Source organism: Paraburkholderia bengalensis (assembly GCF_037126505.1).
GTDB classification, from domain to species: Bacteria; Pseudomonadota; Gammaproteobacteria; order Burkholderiales; family Burkholderiaceae; genus Paraburkholderia; species Paraburkholderia bengalensis.
Map to the genome: position 1 here is coordinate 31,699 of NZ_JACFYJ010000007.1, position 25,377 is coordinate 57,075.

Annotated in this window: 22 protein-coding genes and 1 pseudogene; 21 read left to right on the forward strand and 2 right to left on the reverse strand. The window is 61.7% G+C overall.

The features are described 5' to 3' along the window. Positions 1 to 39: 39 nt before the first annotated feature. From H3V53_RS06635 to H3V53_RS06650, 4 genes are read left to right on the forward strand one after another with little or no spacing between them, the layout of a single operon-like run. Positions 40 to 885 carry a glycosyltransferase family protein gene (locus H3V53_RS06635; protein WP_336597286.1) on the forward strand — a complete coding sequence of 282 codons (846 nt, stop codon included), beginning with the start codon at positions 40 to 42 and terminating at the stop codon, positions 883 to 885. After that, positions 882 to 1,850 (forward strand): UDP-glucose 4-epimerase family protein, encoded by a 969-nt coding sequence (locus tag H3V53_RS06640; RefSeq protein WP_336597287.1) that lies wholly within the window; start codon positions 882 to 884, stop codon positions 1,848 to 1,850. Before H3V53_RS06635 ends, H3V53_RS06640 begins: the two co-directional genes overlap by 4 nt. Continuing rightward, a complete protein-coding gene (locus H3V53_RS06645) occupies positions 1,847 to 2,878 on the forward strand; it encodes an MraY family glycosyltransferase (RefSeq protein ID WP_336597371.1) in 1,032 nt (343 codons plus the stop codon). The genes H3V53_RS06640 and H3V53_RS06645 overlap by 4 nt, the downstream gene beginning before the upstream one ends. A gap of 5 nt (positions 2,879 to 2,883) precedes the next feature. Beyond that, positions 2,884 to 4,773: a polysaccharide biosynthesis protein gene (locus tag H3V53_RS06650; RefSeq protein ID WP_336597288.1), complete on the forward strand. Its 1,890-nt coding sequence runs from the start codon at positions 2,884 to 2,886 to the stop codon at positions 4,771 to 4,773. Between the two features lie 100 nt (positions 4,774 to 4,873). Here the strand turns inward: H3V53_RS06650 and H3V53_RS06655 are convergent, their stop codons facing one another. Then, the gene (locus H3V53_RS06655; RefSeq protein WP_336597289.1) at positions 4,874 to 5,974 is read right to left on the reverse strand and encodes an MraY family glycosyltransferase; all 1,101 of its coding nucleotides are present in this window, start codon (positions 5,972 to 5,974) and stop codon (positions 4,874 to 4,876) included. Between the two features lie 212 nt (positions 5,975 to 6,186). On the opposite strand from H3V53_RS06655, the gene H3V53_RS06660 reads away from it, so the two are divergent. After that, on the forward strand, positions 6,187 to 7,776 hold the full coding sequence (locus H3V53_RS06660; RefSeq protein WP_336597290.1) for a methyl-accepting chemotaxis protein: 1,590 nt from the start codon (positions 6,187 to 6,189) through the stop codon (positions 7,774 to 7,776). A gap of 22 nt (positions 7,777 to 7,798) precedes the next feature. On the opposite strand, the pseudogene H3V53_RS06665 reads toward H3V53_RS06660, so the two are convergent. Then, positions 7,799 to 7,909 (reverse strand): annotated as a pseudogene (locus tag H3V53_RS06665) (hypothetical protein); the annotation flags it as partial. 1,465 nt (positions 7,910 to 9,374) lie between these two features. Here H3V53_RS06665 and H3V53_RS06670 point away from each other — a divergent pair. From H3V53_RS06670 to H3V53_RS06745, 16 genes are all read left to right on the forward strand, one after another. Then, complete coding sequence (locus tag H3V53_RS06670; RefSeq protein ID WP_007737244.1) at positions 9,375 to 9,563, forward strand: Flp family type IVb pilin; 189 nt, start codon at positions 9,375 to 9,377, stop codon at positions 9,561 to 9,563. A gap of 120 nt (positions 9,564 to 9,683) precedes the next feature. After that, a complete protein-coding gene (locus H3V53_RS06675; RefSeq protein ID WP_336597291.1) occupies positions 9,684 to 10,232 on the forward strand; it encodes an A24 family peptidase in 549 nt (182 codons plus the stop codon). A gap of 126 nt (positions 10,233 to 10,358) precedes the next feature. Continuing rightward, entirely contained in the window at positions 10,359 to 11,786 is a 1,428-nt protein-coding gene (locus tag H3V53_RS06680) for an ATP-binding protein (RefSeq protein ID WP_336597292.1), read from the forward strand. A 63-nt stretch (positions 11,787 to 11,849) separates the two neighbouring features. Then, entirely contained in the window at positions 11,850 to 12,686 is an 837-nt protein-coding gene (cpaB, locus tag H3V53_RS06685) for a Flp pilus assembly protein CpaB (protein WP_336597293.1), read from the forward strand. A gap of 100 nt (positions 12,687 to 12,786) precedes the next feature. Continuing rightward, complete coding sequence (locus H3V53_RS06690; RefSeq protein ID WP_336597294.1) at positions 12,787 to 14,724, forward strand: type II and III secretion system protein family protein; 1,938 nt, start codon at positions 12,787 to 12,789, stop codon at positions 14,722 to 14,724. 21 nt (positions 14,725 to 14,745) lie between these two features. Next, positions 14,746 to 15,054 (forward strand): hypothetical protein, encoded by a 309-nt coding sequence (locus H3V53_RS06695; RefSeq protein ID WP_054919480.1) that lies wholly within the window; start codon positions 14,746 to 14,748, stop codon positions 15,052 to 15,054. A 24-nt stretch (positions 15,055 to 15,078) separates the two neighbouring features. Beyond that, positions 15,079 to 16,326 carry a TadE/TadG family type IV pilus assembly protein gene (locus H3V53_RS06700; RefSeq protein ID WP_336597295.1) on the forward strand — a complete coding sequence of 416 codons (1,248 nt, stop codon included), beginning with the start codon at positions 15,079 to 15,081 and terminating at the stop codon, positions 16,324 to 16,326. 10 nt (positions 16,327 to 16,336) lie between these two features. Next, entirely contained in the window at positions 16,337 to 16,825 is a 489-nt protein-coding gene (locus H3V53_RS06705) for a TadE/TadG family type IV pilus assembly protein (protein WP_336597296.1), read from the forward strand. Then, complete coding sequence (locus H3V53_RS06710; protein WP_336597297.1) at positions 16,822 to 17,286, forward strand: TadE/TadG family type IV pilus assembly protein; 465 nt, start codon at positions 16,822 to 16,824, stop codon at positions 17,284 to 17,286. The genes H3V53_RS06705 and H3V53_RS06710 overlap by 4 nt, the downstream gene beginning before the upstream one ends. Positions 17,287 to 17,313: 27 nt before the next feature. Beyond that, positions 17,314 to 18,492: a CpaE/TadZ family protein gene (locus H3V53_RS06715; RefSeq protein ID WP_336597298.1), complete on the forward strand. Its 1,179-nt coding sequence runs from the start codon at positions 17,314 to 17,316 to the stop codon at positions 18,490 to 18,492. A 27-nt stretch (positions 18,493 to 18,519) separates the two neighbouring features. Then, positions 18,520 to 19,875 carry a TadA family conjugal transfer-associated ATPase gene (locus H3V53_RS06720; RefSeq protein ID WP_336597372.1) on the forward strand — a complete coding sequence of 452 codons (1,356 nt, stop codon included), beginning with the start codon at positions 18,520 to 18,522 and terminating at the stop codon, positions 19,873 to 19,875. Between the two features lie 75 nt (positions 19,876 to 19,950). Continuing rightward, positions 19,951 to 20,928 carry a type II secretion system F family protein gene (locus H3V53_RS06725; RefSeq protein WP_336597299.1) on the forward strand — a complete coding sequence of 326 codons (978 nt, stop codon included), beginning with the start codon at positions 19,951 to 19,953 and terminating at the stop codon, positions 20,926 to 20,928. Between the two features lie 42 nt (positions 20,929 to 20,970). Beyond that, entirely contained in the window at positions 20,971 to 21,954 is a 984-nt protein-coding gene (locus H3V53_RS06730) for a type II secretion system F family protein (RefSeq protein WP_336597300.1), read from the forward strand. Between the two features lie 16 nt (positions 21,955 to 21,970). Beyond that, positions 21,971 to 22,438, forward strand: a complete 468-nt coding sequence (locus H3V53_RS06735) for a MarR family winged helix-turn-helix transcriptional regulator (protein ID WP_336597301.1) — start codon at positions 21,971 to 21,973, stop codon at positions 22,436 to 22,438. A gap of 159 nt (positions 22,439 to 22,597) precedes the next feature. Beyond that, the gene (locus H3V53_RS06740; protein WP_336597302.1) at positions 22,598 to 23,296 is read left to right on the forward strand and encodes a methyltransferase family protein; all 699 of its coding nucleotides are present in this window, start codon (positions 22,598 to 22,600) and stop codon (positions 23,294 to 23,296) included. 555 nt (positions 23,297 to 23,851) lie between these two features. After that, positions 23,852 to 25,225, forward strand: a complete 1,374-nt coding sequence (locus H3V53_RS06745; protein ID WP_336597373.1) for a sigma-54 dependent transcriptional regulator — start codon at positions 23,852 to 23,854, stop codon at positions 25,223 to 25,225. Positions 25,226 to 25,377 lie beyond the last annotated feature (152 nt).

The window sequence follows — 25,377 nt, forward strand, 5'->3', positions numbered from 1 at the left end:
CAACTTCACAGTGTCGCTATCAGGCACGCTGCCTTCTACATGAACGCTTCCAGCGCGCCTTCCGCAGAAACCAACGCTATTTCGGTATCCGTGGTCGTCTATCGCCCCGATCCGACGCAGCTGCAACTGACATTGGACAGCCTGCGGGCAGCCGTCGATGCGCTTCGCGCCGGCAGGCCGGACATGATCGCCGAACTCTTTATCGTCGATAACGGCGGTCTGTCCGACGTTGCCATCGATCTTGAGCCACTGCGGCTAAGCGGCGTCCGTCTGTCGATCATCAGCGGACACGGCAACGTGGGATACGGGCGCGGCCACAATCTGGCAATCGGGCGTGCCGCGAGCCGGTTCCATCTCGTGCTGAATCCGGATATCGATCTCGATCGCGAAGCCCTGGTGCATGCCTGCGATTTCTTCGACCGTCATCTTGAAGCCGGACTACTGACGCCGCGCATCGGCGACGAGAACGGGCGTCTCCAGTATTTGTGCCGCCGCTATCCGACCTTGCTCGACTTGCTGATCAGAGGGTTCCTGCCGCATCGTATCCGTCGCCTGTTTTCGATCCGGCTGGCTGCATATGAAATGCGCGATGTAATCAACGAGCGCGATATCGTCTGGGACCCGCCCATCGTCAGCGGCTGCTTCATGCTGTTTCGAACGAACGTGCTAAAAAGACTCGCGGGCTTCGATCCGCGCTATTTCCTCTACTTCGAGGACTACGACCTGAGCCTGCGTACGCACGAAGTGGCGCGCGTCGTCTATGCGCCGAGCGTGCGCGTGCTTCACCACGGCGGCGGCGCCGCGCGCAAGGGCTCCGCGCACATCCGCATGTTCGCCGCATCGGCGTTCAAGTTCTTCAACCGCTTCGGCTGGAAGTGGCTATGAGTCATGTGATCGTGAGCGGGGCGAACGGCTTTGTCGGGCGTGCGTTGTGCCGCGCGCTGATCGACGCCGGGCATCGCGTGACGGGTCTTGTACGCCGGCCGGGAGGCTGTATCGACGGCGTGACGGAGTGGGTCGAGCCGGGCGCGGACTACGTCAACGCGATGAACGCCTGGCCCGCCAGCCTCGATGCCGATTGCGTCGTTCATCTCGCGGCACGCGTGCACGTGATGAACGACGACACGCCCGACCCCGACGCCGCGTTTCGCGCGACCAATGTCGACGGCACGCTGCGCCTCGCGGCGGCTGCGCGGCAGCATGGCGTGCGGCGATTCGTGTTCGTGAGCAGCATCAAGGCGGTCGCGGAGCAGGACAATGGGCAGCCGCTTCGCGAAGACAATCGCGCCCAGCCCGAAGATGCGTACGGCCGCTCGAAGCGGGCCGCCGAAGAGGCGCTCGTGCGCCTGGGCGACGAATCCGGGCTCGACATCGTGATCGTCCGGCCGCCGCTGGTGTACGGACCCGGCGTGCGCGCCAATTTCCTGCGCCTGATGGACGCCGTCTGGCGCGGCGTGCCGCTGCCGCTCGGTGCCGTCGAGGCGCGCCGCAGCATGGTGTATGTGCGCAATCTGGCCGATGCGCTGGTTCACTGCGTGACCGATCCGCGCGCGTCGCGCCAGTGTTTCCATGTCGCGGACGGCGTCGCGCCCACCGTCGCGGAACTGGTGCGCTCGCTCGCCCGGCATCTTGGCAAGCCGTCGCGGATGCTGCCCGTCCCCGCCAGCTGGCTGCGGACGGTCGGGCGCCTGACGGGACGCTCGGCGCAGGTCGACCGGCTGATCGGCAATTTGCAGGTCGACACGTCGCATATCCGCCAAACGCTCGGATGGCAGCCGCCGTTTTCGACCGACGAAGGCCTGTCGGCGACCGCCGACTGGTATCGTTCGATCCATTCAACCCACAAATAAAAATGAAATCCTCATTGATGGTGATGTGGAGCACGGTGCCCGTCGTGGGCGTCCTGGCCGTCGGCGTGTGCGCGGCCATCCTGCACACGCTATTGAAAACAGGCCTCGCCTGGCGCCTCGCCACCGACATTCCGAACGACCGCTCGCTGCACGTGCGGCCGACGCCGCGCGTCGGCGGCTGGGGCATCGTGCCCGTGACCGTGGTGGCGATGCTGCTCGTCGCGCCGTCGCTATGGTTCGCCGCGCTGGCGGCGGCGTTCCTCGCGGCCGTCTCGCAAGTCGACGACCGCCGCGGATTGCCTGCGCGCGTGCGGTTTGCCGCGCATCTGCTCGCCGTGGCCGCATTCGTCGCGCTGTTTCCCGCCGATGCGCCCTGGTGGCTGCTCTGCGTGCTCGTCTTCTTGATGATATGGCTGGTCAATCTTTACAATTTCATGGATGGGGCGGACGGTCTCGCGGGCGGCATGGCGCTGTTCGGTTTCTCGGGTTACGCAATTGCCGCCTTGTCGGGCAGCAACCCGATGCCCGAGCTGGGGCTGGCTTGCGTCGCGATCGCGGGCGCGTCGCTGGGCTTTCTGTTCTTCAATTTTCATCCTGCGCGGATCTTCCTAGGCGATGCGGGATCGATACCGCTGGGCTATCTGGCGGGCGCGCTCGGTTACTGGGGGTGGCGCGGCGGCGCGTGGCCCGTGTGGTTTCCGGCGCTGGTATTTGCGCCGTTCATCGGCGATGCGTCGGTGACACTCGCGCGACGCCTCGCGCGCGGCGAAAAGTTTTGGCAAGCGCATCGCGAGCACTACTATCAGCGCATGGTGCGCTCGGGAGTCGGCCACGCAGGCACTGCGTGGGCGTGGTACGCAGTGATGGTCGTCGGTATAGGTCTTGCTCTGTTTGCGCTCGGCCGTTCCATGGTCGCCCAATGGACCCTTGTCGCCGGATGGGCTGTCATGCTGATCGTGATCGGAAGGTTCATCGATCTGCGCTGGCGCCGGTTCCAGTCAACACTGTCCGAACAATCCGAGGTATGACGCTGATGTTCAGAACCAAAGCCAGCTGGCTATCCTTCAGCGCTTTCCTTTTCGACCTTGCCGCGGTCGCGACCGTGTGGCTCGTCGCCTATGTGATCCGCTTCAACGGCGTCGTGCCCGTCGAGTTCCGCGAAGGCGCACTGCGCGCGCTCATGTGGGTGCTGCCCGTCTACGGGATGATGTTTCGCATCTTCGGGCTGTATCGCGGCCTGTGGGTGTTTGCGAGTCTGCCGGACCTGATGCGCATTTCGAAGGCCGTCGCGACGGGCGCGCTGCTGTCGATGATTCTCGCCGTGATGATCCAGCCCGTGCCGATCGTGCCGCGCTCGGTGCTGCTCGTCTCGCCGCTGCTGCTGTTTCTCGCGATGGGCGGCTCGCGCGCGCTCTATCGCGCCGGCAAGGAGTTCTATCTGTATGGCGGGCTGGTCGCGCAAGGCAAGCCGGTCATCGTGATCGGCGCGGGTACGGCGGGCGCGATGCTCGCGCGCGAGCTGTCGCGCTCGAGCGAATGGCGGCTGATCGGCCTGCTCGACGACGACGAGTCGAAGCAGGGCCGCGAGATCTACGGCTACAAGGTGCTCGGCCCGATCAGCAAGCTGCCGGAGATCGCCGAGGCGATGAAGACCGAGTACGCGATCATCGCGATTCCGTCGGCGCCCGTCGAGCAGCAGCGCCGCGCGGCCACGCTGTGCGTGCGTGCCGGCGTGCGGGCGATGGTGCTGCCGGCGCTGACGGACGTCGGCGAAGGCCAGGCGTCGCTGTCGCGCGTGCGTCACATCGACCTCGAAGATCTGCTCGGCCGCGAGCCGGTGCATATCGACACGCCGCACGTCGAAGCGCTGCTGCATGCGCGTGTCGTGATGGTGACGGGCGCGGGCGGCTCGATCGGCTCCGAATTGTGCCGTCAGATCCTGCGTTTCGAGCCCGCGCAACTGATCGCTTTCGATATCTCCGAATACGCGATGTACCGGCTCGTGGAAGAACTGCACGAACGCTTTCCGGGGCTGTCGATCGTGCCCGTGATCGGTGACGCCAAAGATTCCTTGCTGCTCGATCAGGTGATGGCGCGCTTTACGCCGCACATCGTCTACCATGCGGCCGCTTACAAGCACGTGCCGCTGATGGAGGAGCAGAACGCCTGGCAAGCCGTGCGCAACAACGTGCTCGGGACGTACCGGGTGGCGCGCGCCGCGATTCGCCACGACGTGAGGCGCTTCGTGCTGATTTCGACCGACAAGGCGGTCAATCCCACCAACGTGATGGGCGCGACCAAGCGTCTGGCCGAAATGGCCTGCCAGGCGCTGCAGCAGACGAGCGCACGCACGCAGTTCGAGACAGTGCGCTTCGGCAACGTGCTCGGCAGCGCGGGCAGCGTGATTCCGAAGTTCCAGCAGCAGATTGCGAAGGGCGGTCCCGTCACGGTCACGCACCCGGAAATCACGCGCTTTTTCATGACGATTCCCGAAGCATCGCAATTGGTGTTGCAGGCGTCGAGCATGGGTCACGGCGGCGAAATCTTCATTCTCGACATGGGCGAGCCGATGAAGATCGTCGATCTGGCGCGCGATCTGATCCGGCTCTATGGCTTCACCGAAGAGCAGATCCGTATCGAGTTCACAGGACTGCGTCCCGGCGAGAAGCTGTATGAAGAATTGCTCGCCGACGACGAAACGACCACGCGCACGCCGCATCCGAAACTGCGCATCGCGCAGGCGCGCGAGGTGCCCGACAATCTGCTCGACGAACTGCTGCCGTGGCTGATGCAACATCGCGTGCTGACCGACGACGAGGTGCGGCGCGATCTGCGTCGCTGGGTCGGCGAATATCAGCCGACGCTGGCCGCACCGCCGCTGCGCAGCGTGCCGCCGCCAGTTGGCAAACGGGCTTCCATGTAACGAAAAAAGGCGCCCAGGCGCCTTTTTTCATGTCTGTTGCCGTAGAGACTGGTTCGAACCGTCCGTCACGAATGGCGCGTGTTTGCCATTGACGACGGCATCACGAATGCCGTCCCTTCCTTACCACCAGCCACCGCGGCGCCTTGAACCGCACGATGCTCACGTAGAGCCACACATACGTCAGCGCAAACACCACGACGAAGCAGAACAGATGCAGCGTATGCCGCCAGAACAGCGTCGCGGGCACCACGGCGATCAGGCATAGCAGCCAGAGATACGGCGACGTCAGCGAATTGCGCCGCGTCAACTCGCGCGCCGTACGCGCCCCGACGGCCCATCGCATCAACCGCTTGTAGACGAGCATGTGCAGATGTACGCCGTCGGGAATCCCAGGCGACATGCCACGAATGAATTTCTTCCGGTAGATCGAGAAGCACGTCTCGAAGATCGGGTACATGAAGAGCAGCACGGGATACCACGCCGACACATCGCGGTTGCGCATCACGAGCATGATCGACAGTTCGCCGAGCATGAAGCCGATGAAATACGCGCCGCCGTCGCCGAGAAAGATCAGGCCCGCAGGGAAGTTCCAGATGAAGAAACCCATCACCGCGCCCATCATGATGAGCGACGCCGACAACACAATGGGATCATGGACCTGGAACGCGACATAGGCCATTGAGGCGAACATCATGAACGCGACCATCGATGCGAGGCCGTTGAAGCCGTCGATGATATTGATCGCGTTTGCCAGCGCGGCGACGGCCAGCACCGTGACGGCGCAGGAAATGGCCGCGTAGGACAACAGAAAATCGAGCGGCGGCACGCTGATGCGCGTGACGGCAATGCCCAGCACGAAATAGGCGAGGGCGGCAGCGATCATCGTGCAGATCAGGCGTGCCAGAGGCGACACCTTTTTCGTCAGGTCTTCGATGAGACCGGATGCAAATGCCGGCATGCCGCACGCGACGATGCCCAAAATGCCCGCCGACACACCCGGGTAGGCGCCGTAAAGCTGGATCGCCGACGCGATCAGTCCGGCAAGAATTCCCGTTCCCCCGATGCGCGGCACCGGGCGCACATGGAATTTCTGCACGCCGGCCAGATCCGAGTCCGCAAACGTTTCATGCAGATGCGCGTATCGCACGATCACGAGCGTGATCAACAATGAAACGATGAAACCTAGCGCGAAACTGAGCATGAAAGTGGGTGCCGGAAAGCAAACGGTGGATTATACAAATGAAACGCAGCGCGCCCGGACGGGTTGACGCTCGCGCCGTCCGGCATCTCTCATTCAGCTGCATCCCACATGTCGCATCATGGATTGTCCCTATTCGGAGTTCGCAACCCGTTGCCGTTAGCCATCGATGGGGTCGCCATCCCGGCCGGCCGACTGCACGCGACGGACTTTCCATGCTCAACAACCTCACCATCCGACAAGGGCTGACGCTGGTCATCGCCATTTTTGCGGCGTTTCTTTTGACCGTGATCGGAGTCGGCTGGGGCGCGCTGAAATTCACGAGCGACGGCCTGGAGAACGTGCAGCAAAGTTCGTCGGCGATGCACGCGCTGACGTCGAGTTCCGAGAAGCTCCTGCAGGTGCGCCTCGCGCTCGGCAGCTACGAGACGCTCTTTAGCGTCGGCAAGGAAACGGACGGGCTGCTCGCGGCCGCGCACAAGGTGCTCGAATCGTCGAACGAGGATTTCCGCACTTACATGGCGAGCCCTTTTGGCAGCGACGAAGAGCGCAAGCTCGCGCAGACGGTCGCGCAGGCACGCACCGCGCTCGTCGACCAGGCGATCGAGCCGGAACACAAGGCGCTCATCGACAACGACTTCAATACGTTCCGCACGATTCAGGGCGAGACAGCCGACCGCTACTACCGGATCTACGCGAAAGCGATTGACGCGCTCCAGCACGCGCAGGCCGGCAATCGCCAGCTTCAGTCGGAGCAGCTGAAAAAGCGCTTCATGATCTCGACGGGCCTGTTCATCGCGATCGGCGTGGCCGCCTTGATTGTGGGCGCGATCGCGCGCGTGGGACTGTCGGCAGCCGTCGTGAAGCCGGTGAACCAGACCATCCGCCATTTCCGAAGCATGGCCGAAGGCGACCTGACGACGGACGTCAAGGTCCGCTCGCGCAACGAAATGGGGCAACTGCTGCAGGCGCTGTTGCACATGCGCGATGGGCTGGTCGACACGGTGTCGAAAGTGCGCGGCAGCACGCACTCGATCACGCTCGGCGCGAACGAAATCGCCGCCGGTAACGCGGATCTGTCGAGCCGCACCGAGCAGCAAGCCGCCGCGCTTCAGGAAACGGCGGCGAGCATGGAAGAGCTGTCGGCGACCGTCAAGCAGAACACTGACAACGCCAAGATGGCGAGCCGTCTCGCACAAGGCGCGCTGGAGACGGTCGTGCGCGGCAGCGATGTCGTCACGCGCGTGACGCAGACGATGGACGGCATCACGGCATCGTCGCGCAAAGTGGGCGAGATCATCGGCATCATCGAGGGCATCGCGTTCCAGACCAACATCCTCGCGCTGAACGCGGCCGTCGAGGCGGCGCGCGCGGGCGAGCAGGGGCGCGGTTTTGCCGTGGTCGCTTCGGAGGTGCGCGCGCTCGCCCAGCGCTCGGGCGCGGCGGCGAAGGAGATTCGCGATCTGATCGGCGATTCGACGGCGCAGGTCGCGCAGGGCGCGTCGCTCGTCGCCGACGCGCGCAAGACGATGGAAGAGGCGATGAACTCCGTGCAGCGCGTGACGGGCATCATGACGGAGATCGAAGGCGCCGCGCACGAACAGAGCGACGGCATCGAGCAGATCAACAAGGCGATCGGCCAGATCGACGAAGTGACGCAGCAGAACGCGGCGCTCGTCGAACAGGCCGCGGCAGCCGCGAAATCGCTCGAAGCGCAGGCCGTGGTGCTGCGCGAGGCTGTTGCTGTGTTCCGCGTCGAAGCAACGGCGGGCGCGGCCCGACATCCGGCGTTAGACGCGGCCTGAAACTGAAACTCACGCCATTGCATTACGCGTCCGCACGCCCGTATTGATCGTCGAAGCGCACGATATCGTCCTCGCCGAGATACACGCCCGATCGCACCTCGATGATCTCGAGCGGCGTCTTGCGCGGATTTTCCGGCTCGCTGCGAGACGTTCCGGCCGTCCGCGACGGTCTTGACGTTCCTGCACGCAGTCGCTCGCGGCGATTCAGCGCTGCGTCGGCCGTGTCGATCACCGCCACGCGCGTCACGCCGATGCGTACGGCGCGCCATCCGCCTAGGTGCGCATCCGTGTCGCTGGCGCCTTCGACCCGCACGCAGCCGTCCGCCGCGTTGCCCGCGCCATCGTCATCCATGCACGGCACGCGGGGGATATTTCAGGCCGTCACGACGTAATGGTCCGCCCTGCCGATCAGCTTCTTCGCAGGCTTCCAAGGGGTCCGGTAGGTATATCGGTCGGTAGGCGGGCGCTCCCTGTTTGGCTCGCTTCCCCCATCGGCGAGGCCGCAGAAGCCCCCTCCCGGCCTACGGACCATGTTGTGGCTGCGCAAGCACCTGAAGAATGTCCTCACGTTGCGAGTGCGCGATTGGCGCCCCACCAGGTTATGCGGACCAGGCCACTCGCAGACGATCGCGCTATATAAACGTTCCAGTAATTTCGTCCGGGCTTCGACGTGAACTCCTCCTCTGGGGGGTAATGATTACCTCTTCCGTATCAGCCCTGTAACAAAATGTGACGGACTTGCTTCGGCGTGCCGACAAAGGGCGAAATCCCTCGCGTTTATCCGTGAAATCACCAGTGCTGATGCCCAGTGGAAGCGCTACCGGCGCCTCCAGTCGGTACGATTTACTCAATGTGGGAAATTGACTCGAATGCGAAAATCGTCTGACGTGAAAAATCTGCGTATCAAGGTTGTAACAATATGTGACGCGACAGCATCGGTTATGTCTCGCTGTCCGGGCGTGACCTCCTATGCCTTACGTGCGTGTCCCTGGCCCGCAAATGCTTGAATTTGCTCGTTGCGAATCATCTCGCACCGGTCGGTCCAAGGCTTTCCTCAGACCTTTTCTGTTCGCCTCCCCACATTCGCAACTGCGCCGTTCACGATTGAAACGGTTTTGACAATTTTCACTTCTGAAACATTTGGCGTCGCGGTCGCTTGAACACATCGTTCTTTTGGCTAAACGAACTAATGCCAGCAAGGCTCACGGCCTGGGTGGCATCGCTCTCGCTATATGTCCCGCACCGGCGACGCACATGATTGCGCAGTAACAGCGTCCCGATTTCAGGTGCCACAGGAAAGCTGCCGGGGGTCGTTCTGTGGCACTGGAAAACTTCGATACGTCCGGTCTTCACTGCCGATCGTGCGAAGTTCAGGGCACTGCGATGTCAGTCTGGACCGGCATCGCAGTGCCCGAAGAAAGTGGCGTTGGGGAGGGGCGGGCTGGAGCGCGGCGAATCAGAACAACGCGCTCCAGCTCCGAACCGGTAGTCCAGGCCAACTCCGGCTGTGCGGTCTGCAGCCGTCACCAATGTCCGGTCCCGCAGCGGGCATGTTTAGCGTACCTGAGTAAATCAACTTAATTTTGAGGAGCTTCAAAATGCAAAAAACTCTCGACCTGATCCGTGCCTTTGCCCGCGAAGAAGATGGTGTGACGGCGATTGAATATGGTCTGCTGGCTTCGCTGGTTGCGTGCGGCATCATCGTGGCTGCCACGGGTCTGGGTACTCAGCTTAGCTCTACGTTCAACTACATCAGCGGCAAGCTGCTCGCGGCCAACCCGGCGTAAAGGCCGCTCGACTGGTCATCGGGAAGTCGCAGTATTGACGGTGCATCGAAAGAGCAGTCCTTGCCTGATTCAGGGCTGCTCTTTCCTAAAAAACGCCGAAATGAAAACGGGGGAAATGCCATGAACGCTTTCGAATTTCCAGTCGGCGCGTGTCTGCTGATGTTACTGGCGGTGGCAGCGGGATCAGATCTTTATTCGCGTCGTATTCCTAACTGGCTGGTGCTGACGGGCCTGGCACTGGCGCTCGCCGTGCAGTGGTGGCAGCACGGTGCGGCTCTGGGGTACACGGCGTGGGGGCTCGGACTACTGACGGGCGGGGGCCTGTTTCTTCCGCTCTATATGCTGCGCGGCATGGGCGCAGGCGACGTGAAGCTGATGGCGATGGTAGGCGCTTTCGTCGGGCCGGACCTGGCGCTCGAGATCGTGCTGGTGACCTGCGTCGTCGGCGGCATCTGGGCGCTTGCGGTGGTCGTGTCGAGGCGCGCGTTGAAGTCGACGGGCACCAACATGCTGGCCATCCTGCTCTCAGGCAGAGGGCTGGGCAGCAGACTGTCTGAAACTCCAAAGGACGCGGCATTGCCTTCTGTCGGGTCACTGCCGTATGGCGTGGCGATTGTCCTGGGCACGCTTGGCATCATGGTCCTGCACACGGGGCAGAGCATCGGTTAGTGCGCAGCCGGTTTCAATCCAAAAAGAGAGCCCACCGTCGAGGGGCAAGAGCAAGAAAAGACAGTAGAGCCTGTGGCAGACGGAAAAGACTTCGCGCAATGCGCAGGACCAATTCGGGGGTACAACGTGAAAGACGAACAACCAACGGCGCCGCAAGCGTCGGCCGACGTGACGCGTCTCTACGACGCAAGTCGCGCACGGTCAGACGCGGACCCGGCGGGAACGAGCCTGCTGGCGCGCGCGCCGCGGACCATCGCTGAAACGGGCCTGGAACAGACTTTCCTTCTCGAACTCGTCGCCAAATCCGCCTTCGTGATGGGCAAGGTGTCGCTCTCGCAACTGGTGCAGCGGCTCAAGCTCGGCGCCAGCGTGCTCGACAGCGTCGTGGCGTTCGGCGTGCGGGAACGGATTCTCGAAATCGTCCGGCGTGGCGCCAGCGACCTCGATGTCGAGCTCCAACTGACGGACGGCGGCCGTCAGCGTGCGGCCGAATTCATGAACCGCTGCCGTTATGCCGGTCCCGCACCCGTGTCGCTCGCCGACTATGAAGCGGCCCTGAAACGGCAATCCGTGCGGCAAATGCACGTGACGTACGCGCAGGTGCGCGCGGCCTTCGCGGGGCTGACGGTCCGCACTTCGCTGCTCGACGACATTGGCGGCGCAGTCAATAGCGGCAAACCGGTGATCTTTTTCGGGCCGCCGGGTAGCGGGAAAACTTCGCTTGCCGAACGGTTGGGCAATCTGCTGCCTGGCCGCGTCGCGGTGCCGTATGCCGTTGCCGTCGAGAACGAAGTCATCCAGATTTTCGACCCGCTGATTCACGAGCCCGTCACGATGGCTCCGCACGACGGCGCGTTGAGTGCGCCCGCCGATGCGCGCTGGCAGATCTGCCGGCGGCCCACGGTGCTGTCGGGCGGCGAGCTCACGCTCGACATGCTCGAGTTGCGCTACGACGCAACCAGCGGCTTCTATCAGGCGCCGCCGCACGTGAAGGCCAATGGCGGTCTTTATGTGGTCGACGACCTCGGCCGTCAGCGTGTAGAGCCAGCTGAACTGCTCAACCGCTGGATCGTGCCGTTCGATCGCGGCCGCGACATGCTGACCTTGCATACAGGTTTGCGCTTCTCACTGCCCTTCGACGTCTGGGTGGCGTTTTCCAGCAACTTCTCGCCGGCCGATCTGGGCGATGAGGCCTTCTTCCGGCGCCTCGGCTGCAAGCTCTACGTCGGTGCGCTCGACGTCGCCGAGTACCGCGCCGTGTACGAACGCCGCTGCGAAGAGTTGCGCGTGGTCTCCGACGATGATGCCTTCGAATACCTTGTGCATCACCTGCACATGACGTCGGGCCGGCCGTTGCTCGCGTGTTATCCGGGCGACCTTCTGCGCATCGTGCTCGCCAATGCGAAGTACCAGGATCAGGCGCCCATCGCGGACGCGCTGAGTCTTCTGCGCGCGTGGAACGCGTACTTCGCGGTGGTCGGCGAGCACGACACGCCACCACCGCAACAGCAAGGTGCCGCTGAGCGAAGCGCAAAAAAATCAGCGGCCGGTTAATGGACCGGTTAAGCGGCCGGAAACCCTAGTCAGAAAACAGGTCACGCATCAGGGAGAGCTGTCATGAAAAACATTCGTGCGTTGGTGATGTTGCTGGTTGCCGCGGTTGCCGGGCTCGCCGCGGTGGCAATGGCATCGCGCTGGCTGATGGACAGGTCGTCGGGCATGACGGCCAAGGTTGCCGTCGCGGCCATCGATATCAATCTCGGGCAACGGCTGAATCCCGAATTCATCAAGATGGTCGACTGGCCGTCGGGCAGCGTACCGCCCGGCGCCTTCACCGATGGCCAGACGCTCGATGGGCGCGTGATGAAAAACAGCGTGCTGCGTGGCGAGCCGATCCTTGAGGGCAAGCTGAGCCCGGTGGGCACCATGGGCGGTCTTTCCGCTGTGATCGGCGAAGGGCGCCGCGCCATCACCGTGCGTGTCAACGATGTGATCGGCGTCGCGGGCTTCGCGCTGCCGGGCAACTACGTCGACATCATCGTCAGCACGCAGCAGGACAAGGGCGGCGAGAAGAGCGCGAACAAGGACGAGAGCATTTCGAAGATCGTGCTGGAGAAGATCCTCGTGCTGGCCGTCGCGCAGGAAGTCGGCCGCGACGAAACCAAGCCCAAGGTGGTCAACGCCGTCACGCTCGAAGTCACGCCTGAACAGGCCGAGAAGCTGGATCTGGCGCGCAGTGTGGGGACGTTGTCGCTCGTGCTGCGCAACCAGGTCGACACAGCAACGCTGCCGACGTCGGGCGCGACCAAATTCACGCTTCTAGGCACGCAAGCCCCCGTGGCCGCGTCGGCGCCCGTGCGCCCCGTGCGGGCGCACTATGCGGCGCACCCGGCTTCGCCGCGTGACTGCATCGGTGTGCTGTCGGGTGTGCTGGGCAGTGTCGAATGTTTCTAGACCGGTTGCGGCCGTTCTGACCGGCTCGCCGCGGCTGGCAACAACAAGGCAGGAGTGCAGGTTTGAACCTGCAAACATCGGGTAACGGGGGCATGACCAAATGAAAACGAAACCGGAACTTTCGCGCGCTAGCAAGCAGCACCGCTGCACACTGGGCCGCAAGGCGCTTGCCGTGATGCTTTGCTTCGGGCTGATCGGCATGCAGAACACTCAGGCGCAGGAAGCGGTCGACAATCCGGCGCTCGCGAAGCGCGGGGCGGCGCCACCGTTGCCTGCTGCGCGCGGCGCAGCGCCCATGATGATGGCGATGGCACCCGTGCCGGCGGCGGCAGCGGCGATGAGCGGGCCCATCCCGTTGCGCGGCCCGAGCTGTACGGGGGAGATCCGCGATGAAACCACCGTTGCCGTGCCGGTGGGCAAATCGGTGCTCGTCCCGCTTGCCGAACCGACGCGCAACCGCACGCTCGGCAACCCCGTTGTTGCACAGGCCGCGCTGGTGTCGCCGCGCACGCTCTACGTCGTCGGGATGACGGTCGGCACGACCAACATGATCGTGCAGGGCAAGAGCGGCTCTTGCCAGATGATCAATGTGATTGTCAATGTCGACGCCGGAGGCTTGCAGCAGGCGCTTCGGCAGCTGATGCCCGAAGAGCGGGGTATCCACGTTTCGACGGCGGCCGGCAACCTGGTGATGGGCGGCCGCGTGTCGAGCGGCCCCGCCGCGCAGCAGGCCATGCAGATCGCGCAGGCCTTCGCGGACTCGCAACCCACGCAGCAACAGCAGGCGGCCTCGTCGAATTCGGGCAACGGGACGGCGAGCGTGAGCCAGCAGAGTTCGAGCACCAGCAAGGCGGCCACGGTGATCAACATGATGACCGTCGACTCGCCGCAGCAGGTGATGCTCGAAGTCAAGGTGGCGGAAGTGGCGAAGACACTGATCAACCAGTTGGGCTCGGCGTTGAATATCCAGGGCGGCTTCGGCTCGTGGACGGGGGCTCTCGTGAGCAACCTGCTTGCCGGCGTGACCAGCGCGATCGCCGTCAGCAAGGCCAACAACCGTCCGTTCAATCTCGCCCTCGATGCGCAGAAGACCGACAACCTGATCAAGATTCTTGCGGAACCGAACCTCGTCACGATCAGCGGTCAGGAAGCCACGTTTCTCTCGGGCGGCAAGATCTTCATTCCCATTCCGCAAAGCAGCGGCAACGGCGTGTCGAGCATCACGCTGCAGGAAGAAGAGTTCGGCGTCGGGCTCAGGTTCACGCCGACTGTGCTGGCGGGAGGGCGCATCAGTCTGAAGGTGGCGCCTGAAGTGTCGGAACTCTCACCCACGGGTGTCGCGGTCTCGGCTTCGGGCTTGTCGGGTGTTTCGATCCTGCCGCTCATCAACACCCGTCGGGCGTCGACGACCGTGCAGATGCACGACGGCGAGTCGTTTGCGATCGGCGGACTGCTGAGCAGCAACGTGACGGGTGCGCTGAAAGCCATCCCGGGTCTTGGCGAAGTGCCTGTTCTCGGCGCGCTGATGCGTAGCACCTCGTTCCAGCAGGACCTGACGGAACTCGTGTTCATCATCACGCCGCACCTCGTGAAGCCGCTGCAAACCGCGAACCTGCCACTGCCCACAGACAGCTTCTCGCAACCGAATGAAGCTGACGTCTATGCGACGGGGAATATGGAAGGCCGCCATGGCAAGTATTCCGCCGCGCCCGCCGGGGCTGAGCCGGGTAGTGCGCCAGCGCCGGCACCTGTTCCCGCACCCGCACCTCAGGCGCCCGCCGTACCCGTGTCGAATGCACTGCCGGCGCACGGCACGCAAGCCACGTCGAGCGCGCCGGCGCAGCCGGCCGCGTCCGGTAATGCAACGCCGCCGCAGAAGGCCGAGCCGTCGGCGCAACCCGTCGTGCTCAATCCGGTGACGGACGAACAGGCAGCACGGATTGCGCGCATCGAGAGCGCCGCCCGCCGGATCGCTGCAGGCGAGGGACGGCAGGACGTCGCGAACACCGATGCTTCACGCCATGCGCTGGACCACTGAAGTCACGCCAAGGGGAATCTGATGAAACTCGCACACATTGTTTTCGCGCGCCAGGCAGCGCTCGCGGTGTCGGTATGCGGCGCGCTGGCTGGATGCATGTCCAGCACGCCGATCTGGGACAAGCACATGGGCGAGGCGCTCAGGGCCGTCACCCAGGCTCAGATCATCGATCCGCATGCGGCTGAACACGCACAGTCGACATCCGGCATCGATGGCACGGCCGCCGCTTCGGCGATGGACAGCTACGACAAGTCCTTCCGCGCGCCGACGCCGTCGCCGAACGCATTCGTCATCGGCGTGGGCAGCGGAACGCCGGGCGGCGGCCAGTAACGGGGACATGCACGGGAGATCGTCATGCGACGCGTCAATCATTCGGGTAAGTACGGTGCCGCTCGTCGCGGCGAGCGCGGCGTCGTGGCGATCATCGTCGCACTCACGCTTGCGGTGCTTGTCGCCTTCGCCGGTATTGCGCTCGATCTGGGCAAGCTGTACGTCGCGAAAACCGAACTGTCCAACGCGGCGGATGCGTGCGCTCTGGCAGCGGCGCGCGACCTGACGAAGGCGGTCTCGCTTGCCGCCCCCGAAGCTGCGGGCATGACGGTTGGATCGATCAACCGTGTAGTACTGCAGAGCGAGAACGTCGCGCTCAGCACCAACAGCAACGTCACGTTCAGCAAGCAGTTTGCTGGCCCCTATCTGACCAAGGACCAGTTCACGGCGGCGGACGTACCGGGCATTGGCTACGTCCGCTGTACGCTGAGCCGCACGGGCATCGCCAACTGGTTCATGCAGGTAGTCAACGCCACGCTCGGCACGTCGGCCGTCGCGGCCACGGCGGTTGCATCGACTACGCAGTCGCAGACCACTTGCGCGCTGCCCGTGGCCGTCTGCAAAGCGCCCGCAGGCACCCCGTACAACACGGGGGACTGGATTCCGAGCAAGGTGGGTTCAGACGGGCAAATGACGGGCAACTTCATGTGGGTCGCTTACCCTGGTGCCAACAATGTGCCCGACATGAAAGCCATGTTGACGGGCTCGGGACAATGCACGTTGCCGACGCTCGGCACGCAGGTCGGCAAGACGGGCAACGTGCAAAGCATGGATTCAGCCTGGAACACCCGTTTCGGGATTTACCAGAACCCCTACAACGGCCCGCCGAATCCCTCCGGCGTCTCGGACTTCACGGGCTACTCGTACTGGCCGACGAAGAACATCGGCAGCATCATCCCGAACGGTAATGCGTTTCCGGACTTCCGCGACAACCGGCGCCCGAGTCACACGCCGTATCAGGGAGGCCTCAGCGTGCAGGGAAACACCCAATCGCAGAGCGACTACGTGAATGGTGCCGACCGTAGACTCGCACTGGTTCCGATGGTCGACTGTACCGCGCTGCAGGGCAGTCAGCAGGCGCCGATCCTGTCGTGGTCCTGCGTCCTGATGCTTCACCCGATGGAGAAGAACAACAACGGAATCATGAACGGCACCATCTACCTGGAGTATCGCGGCGATGCGACCGATCCGGCCACGCCCTGCGCGACTCAAGGCATTCCCGGAAGCACGACGGCCGGTATCGGGCCGATGGTGCCCGTGCTGGTTCAATAGGAGGATCGTCATGCTCAGGCAAAGAAGGTCGATCCGGAAAATGCAGGGCGCGGTGGCCGTCGAGTTCGCGCTGCTGGCAGTCCCGCTGATCACGCTGCTGCTTGGCATCGCCGAGTTTGGTCACGCGTTCTATCAGTACAACACGATCGTGAAGTCGGTACGGGATTCGACGCGTCTGCTGTCGGCGTATGACCCGACCGACGCCGCCGACTATCCGGTTGCGCAAGCCCAGTGTCTTGCCGTCTATGGCACGACAGACTGTTCAGGTTCGCCTCTTGTCGATGGCCTGAAGACGAGCATGGTCGTGGTATGCGATCAGGTGAACACCGCCGGGTGCACAGGACAGTTCAAGAACGTCCCAACGAATCCGGCCGCCGAAACGATCAATCTCGTGCAGGTCAAGGTCACCGGCTATCCGTACACGCAGATCACCGGGTTCTTCAATCTCGGGGGCCTGGTCTTCGGGGACATCAGTTGCGTCATGAGGCAGGTGCTATGAAAAGGCTCAATATCCATCGTCTACCTGGCGCGCGTCGCCAGCGTGGCGTCGCCGCGCTCGAGTTCGCCCTGATATCTACGGTGTTCTTCACGCTGCTGATCGGCATCATGGAGATGGGGCGCGTGCTGTTCTACTGGAACACGGCAGGGGAAGCCACGCGGATGGGCGCGCGCGTGGCCGTGGTGTGCGACGTCAACAGCAGCCAGTCGGCAAGCAATCCCGTAATCAAGAATATGCGGAGCATGTTGCCGATTCTGCAGCCTGCCAACGTAACCGTGACATATGCGCCAGCGGGCTGTGATGCCACGTCATGCACTTCCGTGACGGTTGCCATCACCAACGTTGCCGTCAATACGGTCGTGCCTTTCGTGCCATTTAACCTGACCATGCCGCCATTCTCGACGAGGTTGCCGAGAGAAAGTCTGAACAGCGTGGGCGGGACCAATCCCACCTGTAGCTAAGCCATCTCCCGTGACAGGAAGAGTGAAATGATCGACATCCTCATAATTTCATCCGATCCAGCGCATGCCGGCGCGATTGCGCAGATTGTCGAGGCGGGAGACTCCCACCATCGCGTCAGAACGTCGACGGCGAGATTGTCTGATCTCTGCACGAACCAGGAGGCGCTTGATGGCGTCGACCTGCTGATGTTTGACGGTGCGCGATTGACACAAGAGGACTTCGACGCGCTGTCGGCTATCGCGACGAAGCATGCCGATCTGACCTGCATGTTGCTGACGCCGTCGCCGTCCGCGGAGCTGCTTATCCGTGCCATGCGTGCGGGCGTTCGCGACGTCCAGCCGTGGCCCGCCGATCCACACGATTTGCGGCATGCCGTCGAACGCATCGCCATGAAGTCGAACGGCACGCGACGTGACGGCAGAGTAATTTCATTCATTTCCTGCAAGGGCGGAAGCGGCACGTCGTTCCTTGCCGCCAACCTGGCCTTCGCGGCATCGACCGCGGGTAAGCGCGCACTACTGATCGATCTCAACCAGCAGTTCGGCGAAGCGGCTTTTCTCGTCTCGGAAGTGACACCGCCCGCGACGCTGGCCGACGTGAGTGCACAGATCGAGCGGCTCGATCCCGCGTTTCTCGATGCGTGCCTGACCCATATCAGCGACGGTTTCGATGTGCTGGCCGGTGCGCCCGATCCAGCGAAAGCGAAAGAAATCAAGCCCGAGCATCTGCAGCGCATCCTGAATCTGGTGAGGCATCGATACGATCTCGTCATATTCGATATCGGTCAGAGCATCAGCAATGTATCCATCGCGGCGCTCGACCAGAGCGACTGCATTTTCCCGGTGCTGCAACTGAGCCTGCCGTATCTGCGTGGCGGTCGGCGTTTGCTCGATATCTTTCGCTCGCTCGGGTATCGCGGCGACAAAGTACGCGTGCTGGTGAATCGCTATGAAAAGAAAGGGCCGGTAGGGCTACCCGAACTGGAAAAAGCATTGGGGCTGCGGGTGGCCACCGTAATTCCGGAAGACGGCGCTTCCGTATCGGCGTCGATCAATCAGGGCGTGCCGATCCTGCGGCTCGCCCGCTCGAGCGGCGTGGCCAAAGGCCTTTGTGAACTGGTGCGCTCGTTGTCGCCGCAGCCCGAGTCGGGACGGGGCAGCATTTTGCAGAAGATCTTCAACAGGCCGACGCTGGGCCGGGTGTGAGCGAGGAGATAAAAAATGGAAAACGTCTTGACGTTGCGTGAACAGTTTTTCGATCAGGTTGGTGTATCCACCCGGGATGAGGACCTCAGCCGCAACCGGATGGCGAGGCGCGCGTATCAGGAACTCAAGAGGAGCGTCCACCAGGCCATCATCGATCGCGTCGAACTTGAAAAGCTGCAGCGTCTTTCGACCGAACAGATCCAGCATGAACTGGCACAACTGGTGCAGCGCATCGTTGAAGAAGACAACGTGCCGATCAACGAGGCCGAGCGGCGGGAGCTCGTGCGCGACGTGCGTGACGAAATGCTCGGCTTCGGCCCGCTCGAATCGTTACTGGCCGACCCGACCGTCTCCGACATTCTCGTCAATACGTACAAGCAGATTTTTGTCGAGCGGCGAGGCAAGCTGGAACTGACCGACGTGACGTTTTACGACGACGCGCATCTGATGAAAGTGATCGAGAAGATCGTGTCGCGCGTGGGCCGCCGCGTCGATGAGTCGAACCCGATGGTCGATGCACGTTTGCCCGACGGCTCGCGCGTGAACGCGATCATTCCGCCATCGGCGATTGACGGCCCCTTGATGTCCATTCGCCGGTTCGCCGTCAACCCGCTTAGCGTGAAAGACCTGATCGAGTATCAAAGCGTCACGCCACCCATGATGCAGGTGCTCGAAGCGCTGTCGGCCGCCAAGGTGAACGTGCTGATTTCGGGCGGCACGGGCAGTGGCAAGACGACACTGCTCAATGTGCTGTCGGGCTTCATTCCGTCCGATGAGCGGATCGTCACGATCGAAGACGCGGCCGAGCTTCAGTTGCGCCAGGTGCACGTGCTGCGGCTCGAAACCCGTCCGCCCAACATCGAAGGCAAGGGCGAGATCACCCAGCGCTCGCTGGTGCGCAATGCACTGCGGATGCGGCCGGACCGCATCATCCTTGGCGAAGTGCGCGGCGCGGAGGCGCTGGACATGCTGCAAGCCATGAACACCGGCCACGAAGGCTCGCTTGCAACGATACACGCGAACACGCCGCGCGATGCGCTGACGCGACTCGAAAACATGATCGGCATGGCTGGGCTGAATCTGCCGCAGAAGTCCGCTCGCCACCAGATCAGTTCGGCGATCGGTGTCATCGTCCAGGCCGCCCGTCTGACGGATGGGCGCCGCAAGATCACCAGCATCTCGGAAATCACCGGAATGGAAGGCGACATTATCAACATGCAGGAGATCTTCACTTTCAAGCGCTCCGGAGTCGACAAGGACGGGAAGGTATGCGGGCATTTCTGCGCGACGGGCGTGCGGCCGAAATTCTCCGAGCGCCTCCAGGCATTTGGTGTGGCCGTGCCCGATTCGCTGTACGACCCGTCGAAGCACTACCCGGTATAAGCCGCGCATGACGAATGGAGCGGGAAAACAGCACGGGGCGCTAGCCACGGCTGCGCTAGAGAGAGGGATCTGGAAATGAACTACTTATATTATGGATTCGTCATTCTGGTTTTCTTCTCGATCATCCTGCTGATCGAGGCCACCTATTTGTGGTGGCAAAGCAAGCACAGCAGTCAGGCTAAACGTCTCGAAAACCGCATTCGCATGATGTCCGCCGGCGGACACGGTAATGACGAGGCGATGTCGATTCTCAAGCAACGCGAATTGAGTACGTCGCCGCTATTGACCAGGCTGCTGCTGTGGGTGCCGCGCATCCAGGTGGTGGACCGCTGGCTGGTTCAGTCCGGGCTGGACTGGTCGGTGGGGAAGCTCCTCACCTATACCGTGTTGCCGCCACTCGTGGTCTGGATCGCAGGCAGCGTGATTTACGTGCCGCTGCTGCCGCTTCTTGCCGCCATCGTGATTGCCGGCATGATTGCGCCATTCGGAGTGCAGCGCGCGAAGGCGAAGCGGATGAAGCAGATCGAGCAACAGCTGCCCGAGGTTGCCGACATGATCAGCCGGTCGCTTCGGGCCGGACATTCGTTCTCGACGGCGCTCGGCATGGTGGGCGATGAAATGCCCGAGCCGATCGGCAGCGAGTTTCGCACGACATTCGGCGAGATTAATTTTGGCGTATCGCTCAATGACGCACTGGGCGGCCTTGCCAACCGCATACCGATTAGCGACCTGCGCTATTTCGTAATCGCAGTGCTGATCCAGCGTGAGAGCGGCGGCAACCTTGCTGAAATACTTGGCAACATCAGCCAGATCATCCGGGCACGGCTGGCGCTGCTCGGCAAGGTCAGGGTACTGTCGGCCGAAGGGCGGCTGTCGGCGGTGGTGCTGGGCGCCTTGCCGTTTGTGGTCGCGTTCGTGATTTCGATTATCAATCCGGGCTTCCTTCAGATTCTGTGGACCGACCCGGCCGGCATCAAGCTGGTTGGCGCGGCGCTCGTCATGATGGTGTTCGGCATGATCTGGATGCGCAAAGTCATCCATATCCATGTTTAAGAAAAGCGTGCCATTTCCATTCTTTGAGGATGGGTCGATCCCATGCCCGCCATGAAAACTGAACAACTCATATTGCTGGCTGCCGTATTCGCAATCGTCGCCCTTTTCTCATTCGGCCTGATGGCACTGCTGATGCCGAACTCGATCCACCGCCGCCTCGGCAAGCTTACCGGCGACGAGCTGAATTCGGCAGCAGCGACGGACGGGGAGGAGGCTCAATGGGTAAGGAAGATTGCGGAAGCTTCGAAGCCGATTGCAAAACTTTCGATCCCCAAAGAAGGTTGGGAAAATTCCGCGCTGCGCAAGAAGTTCATGCATGCCGGCTGGCGGGGCGCGTCCGCTCCCGGCATCTACTTTGCGGCCAAGACGGTCCTCGTGATCGGGCTGCCCCTTGTCTGCCTTGTAGTAGCGGGCCCGTATCTCTCGAACGAAAAAAATCGTCTGCTTTTACTGTTGCTGCTCATGCTTGCGGCAATCGGTTACTACCTGCCCAATATGGTGCTCGCGCGCCGGATGCAGCAGCGCCAGCGGACCATATTCGAGGACTTTCCCGACGCGCTGGATCTGCTCACGGTCTGCGTGGAAGCGGGCCTCGGGCTGGATGCGGCGCTGATGAAAGTGGCCGATGAAATGGACCTCAAGAGCCGGACGCTGAGCGCTGAACTCCAGCTTCTCCTGCTCGAACTGAGAGCGGGATTGAGCAAGGAAACGGCGCTCAGGAATCTGGCAATGCGCACGGGTGTCGAGGAAATCGACGTGCTGGTCTCCATGCTGATTCAGGCCGAGCGCTTCGGCACCAGCATGGGCGATTCGTTGCGCGTGCACTCGGATAATCTGCGGCTCAAGCGACGGCTGAAGGCGGAAGAGGCGGCTGGGAAGATCGCGGTCAAATTACTGTTTCCGCTCATATTCTGCATATTTCCGACGCTGATGCTCATATTGCTGGGTCCGGCTTTTATTCAGATCCTTCGCGTGCTGCTGCCGACGATGGCTGGCCAGGCAGATGGCGCAGTGCCCTTGCAGTAATGGTTGGAGACAAACCATGACATATGCGGAACGGAACGCGGAGGTCGTCAAGTTGCGATTCATGCTGGGCGTCAAGCTGTCAGCTTTCAACCAGTTCGTGGCTGAGCGTCTGGGACTGAGCGTTACAGACCTGGAATGCCTCGAAGTCGCCTATTTCGACGAGGTGCAGCCCGTTACGCCAGGCCGGTTGTCGAAGCTGACGGGGTTATCGCCGGGTAGCATCACGACGTCTCTGAAGAACCTCGAAAGAGCAGGGCTGATAGCCCGTGAGCCGGACCCGACCGATGGCCGGCGCATTCTGCTGCGTTTCATTCCGGGCAGTCGTGCAACGATTAGCGCCTGCTTCGAGGAGGTCAACCGTAATCTTGCAGAGTTTGCCGACACATTCGGTAGTGAAGAACGGGAAAGCATAAAAAGCTACTTATCAGGAATGCTGAAAATAATTGATAACTACATGGCGAACGCAAATAACCGGTTAGGTTGACACCGCAGCGACTGCTTGCCTTCGCGACGGTTCACTGCCGGATGGCTGTGCTGCAAGCTGTGCAGTTTGTGCCCGTAACCGGGAAGACCTGTTTCAAACCGATCAATCGAAATTTGGACGTCTTTGATGGCATGCAAGGACTTTTCGGGGCAAGGGGATATGAGCACGATCGTCGATGAAGCGAGTAGTTCGGGGGCGCAATCCCTGGGATGTTCAGCACCTATTGTTCCCCCGGCTTTACCCCGGACGGTGGATGTGCTGTACGAAGTCACTGCGCGGGCATGCGCAGCTGTGGTGATGGGGATTTTCAGCTATGCAGCATTCCTGCACTGGCTTGCCGACCCTGGGCGCGCCACATTATTGTTACTGGTTCTCACGCAATGCTTCACGGTGGGCCTTTCGTTATTCTCCCGTGTTCCTCTCCGGCGAGACTGGACACCGTTCGCTTACATCTGTTCGATTGGCGCTACGTACTACTTTCTCGCGGTTCAACTCGGGCCCGGTGTCCAGATTGTGCCGGAGGCGGTGGGCGCGGCGTTTCAGGTTGCCGGTATGTGCTGGCAGCTGTTTGCGAAGGCTTCGCTGCGTCGCTCGTTCGGGATATTGCCTGCGAACCGCGGCGTCGTCTCTACAGGCGCGTACCGTTTCGTGAGACATCCGATGTATCTGGGCTATCTCGTCGAAGACGTCGGCTTCCTGCTTTCAAACTTCGGCGGACAGAATCTGTTGGTATTTGGAATCCAGTTTGCCTTGCAGGCGTGCAGAATCACACGGGAGGAACGGCTCCTGAGCGATGACGCGCTTTACCGTGCGTACACAAGCAACGTTCGATATCGCGTCCTGCCGGGACTGTACTAAATGCGTTATCGATATGCCGTGTAATTTCGACCGACGCGGGCAGTTGATTGCTTTTTAACGTAGTCGGCTGTCGTGGATGTCTTTAAATACCGCAAGACGATACTGGTCGGCGTCCGTGGTCAGATAACGAATCGCTGCCGTTATATCGACAAGAATTTGCTCTCGATCCGTAAAACGATGCCAGAGCAGACTGTGGATATTGGCGAATCATGGTTTACCAGCCGGAAGCCTCAAGGTCCTCGCGATTATGCCGATACATAATGCAGGCACCGCGATCCGTAAAGCCTGCCGCTCGTAGTTGTAGCGACCCTTCCGTCAGATGGTCATGTGGTAAGCGCATAATGAATTATCGCTTTGTCACTGCGCTGACAGCCGGTTCTGTTCTTCGAAGAAATGGAAGATAAGCGGGCTATCTGATATACGAGGTTCGCTTTGCGCGAAGGCCAGGACGGCGTCGGTGATTTGCGTTTGCCAATTGGATTGCAGCCAGAATGTGGTTTGTAGCAGTTCTTCTCGATATCAGGAGACCCACGCGCGACCATAGAGGGGCAGATGATGAACTCGCGGCGATTGATATATTTCTCGACGAAGCCTGACGCCGAACTACGTGAATTTTTCGAGCGGCGCGACTGGAATGTCAGTCAGGTCCGGTCGGGCAAGGAATTGAGAAGGGCGGTAGAAAATAATCCGGCGGCGGGTGGGCTGCTCGATCTGGCTGCTGGTCTGCCTTCCGGTGAGTACGACTCGCTTGAGGCGTGCCTGGCCATGCCGAATACCGGTTGGGTTGCAATTGTTTCGCCGGGACAACTGGCCCATGCCACGCTGAGGCATCTGGTACGCGACTACTGCTCGGATTACGTGACGACACCCGTTATTCCTGACAGAGCACTGCGAGCCGTCGGTCATGCACATGGAATGGTGACGCTTTCCGGTGAATCCCGGGAGGAATTTGCACATCAGGCTGTGGAAGGCGAAATGCTGGGGGCCTGTGAATCGATGCAAACCCTGTTTCGATCTATCAAACGCATGGCTTCGACGGATGCCCCTGTCTTTATCGCGGGAGAGTCCGGGACAGGGAAAGAACTGACTGCAGTGGCGATTCATCGCCGGTCTTCGCGACGGGATGCTCCTTTTGTGGCCATCAATTGTGGTGCGATATCGCGTGACCTCGTCCAGTCCGAGCTCTTCGGGTATGAACGTGGAGCATTCACTGGCGCGACCCAGCGCAAAATCGGCCGGGTCGAATCGGCCAATCACGGCACATTGTTCCTGGATGAAATCGGCGATCTTCCCGCTGACAGCCAGGCGAGCCTCTTGCGTTTTTTGCAGGAGCGCAAGATCGAGCGGCTTGGCGGATTTGAGTCAATCGACGTCGATGTAAGGATTATCTCCGCAACCCACGTTGATCTAGAGGCAGCTGTATCGGAAGGAAGGTTTCGCGAGGATCTCTATCATCGGCTCTGCGTGTTGCGCGTGGTCGAGCCTCCTCTGCGGGAGCGAGGTAACGACATTGAACTGCTTGCTCATCATCAGCTGGGTCAGCTTCGCAAGAGTGCGGGCCGGCGTATCCAGGGTTTTGCGCCTGATGCCATCGAGGCAATGTACAGGCATACGTGGCCTGGCAATATCCGGGAACTGGGAAATCGTATCCGGCGTGCAGTGGTGATGGCCGAGGGGCGGTTAATCGGTGCAAAGGATCTTGAACTGCTCACGGATCAAATACCTTTATCTTTGAGTTCAGTGAGAGAAGATGCTGAGCGGAAGGCGATTGAACAAGCATTGCTGCGGCATCGCGGGCGATATGGTGAAGCAGCAAACGATTTAGGTATCTCGCGAGTAACGCTCTATCGTCTTATGGAGATGTATCGGATGCGTGGACCTGACAGCGTCTGCGTCAAACCTCGCAAGCGCCGCTGTGACGCCGACTGAACCTCGCGATGGCTCGAGGCATTGGCGTGTAACGCGTTGTCGTCGCTCCTCTTGATGAGAACCCAGCAGAGGATTCAATTGCCGGGGCGAGCGCCCCGGCAGTGATACGGCCTCAGCTTGTTACCACCGCTGCCGATAGTTGAGATGGATGT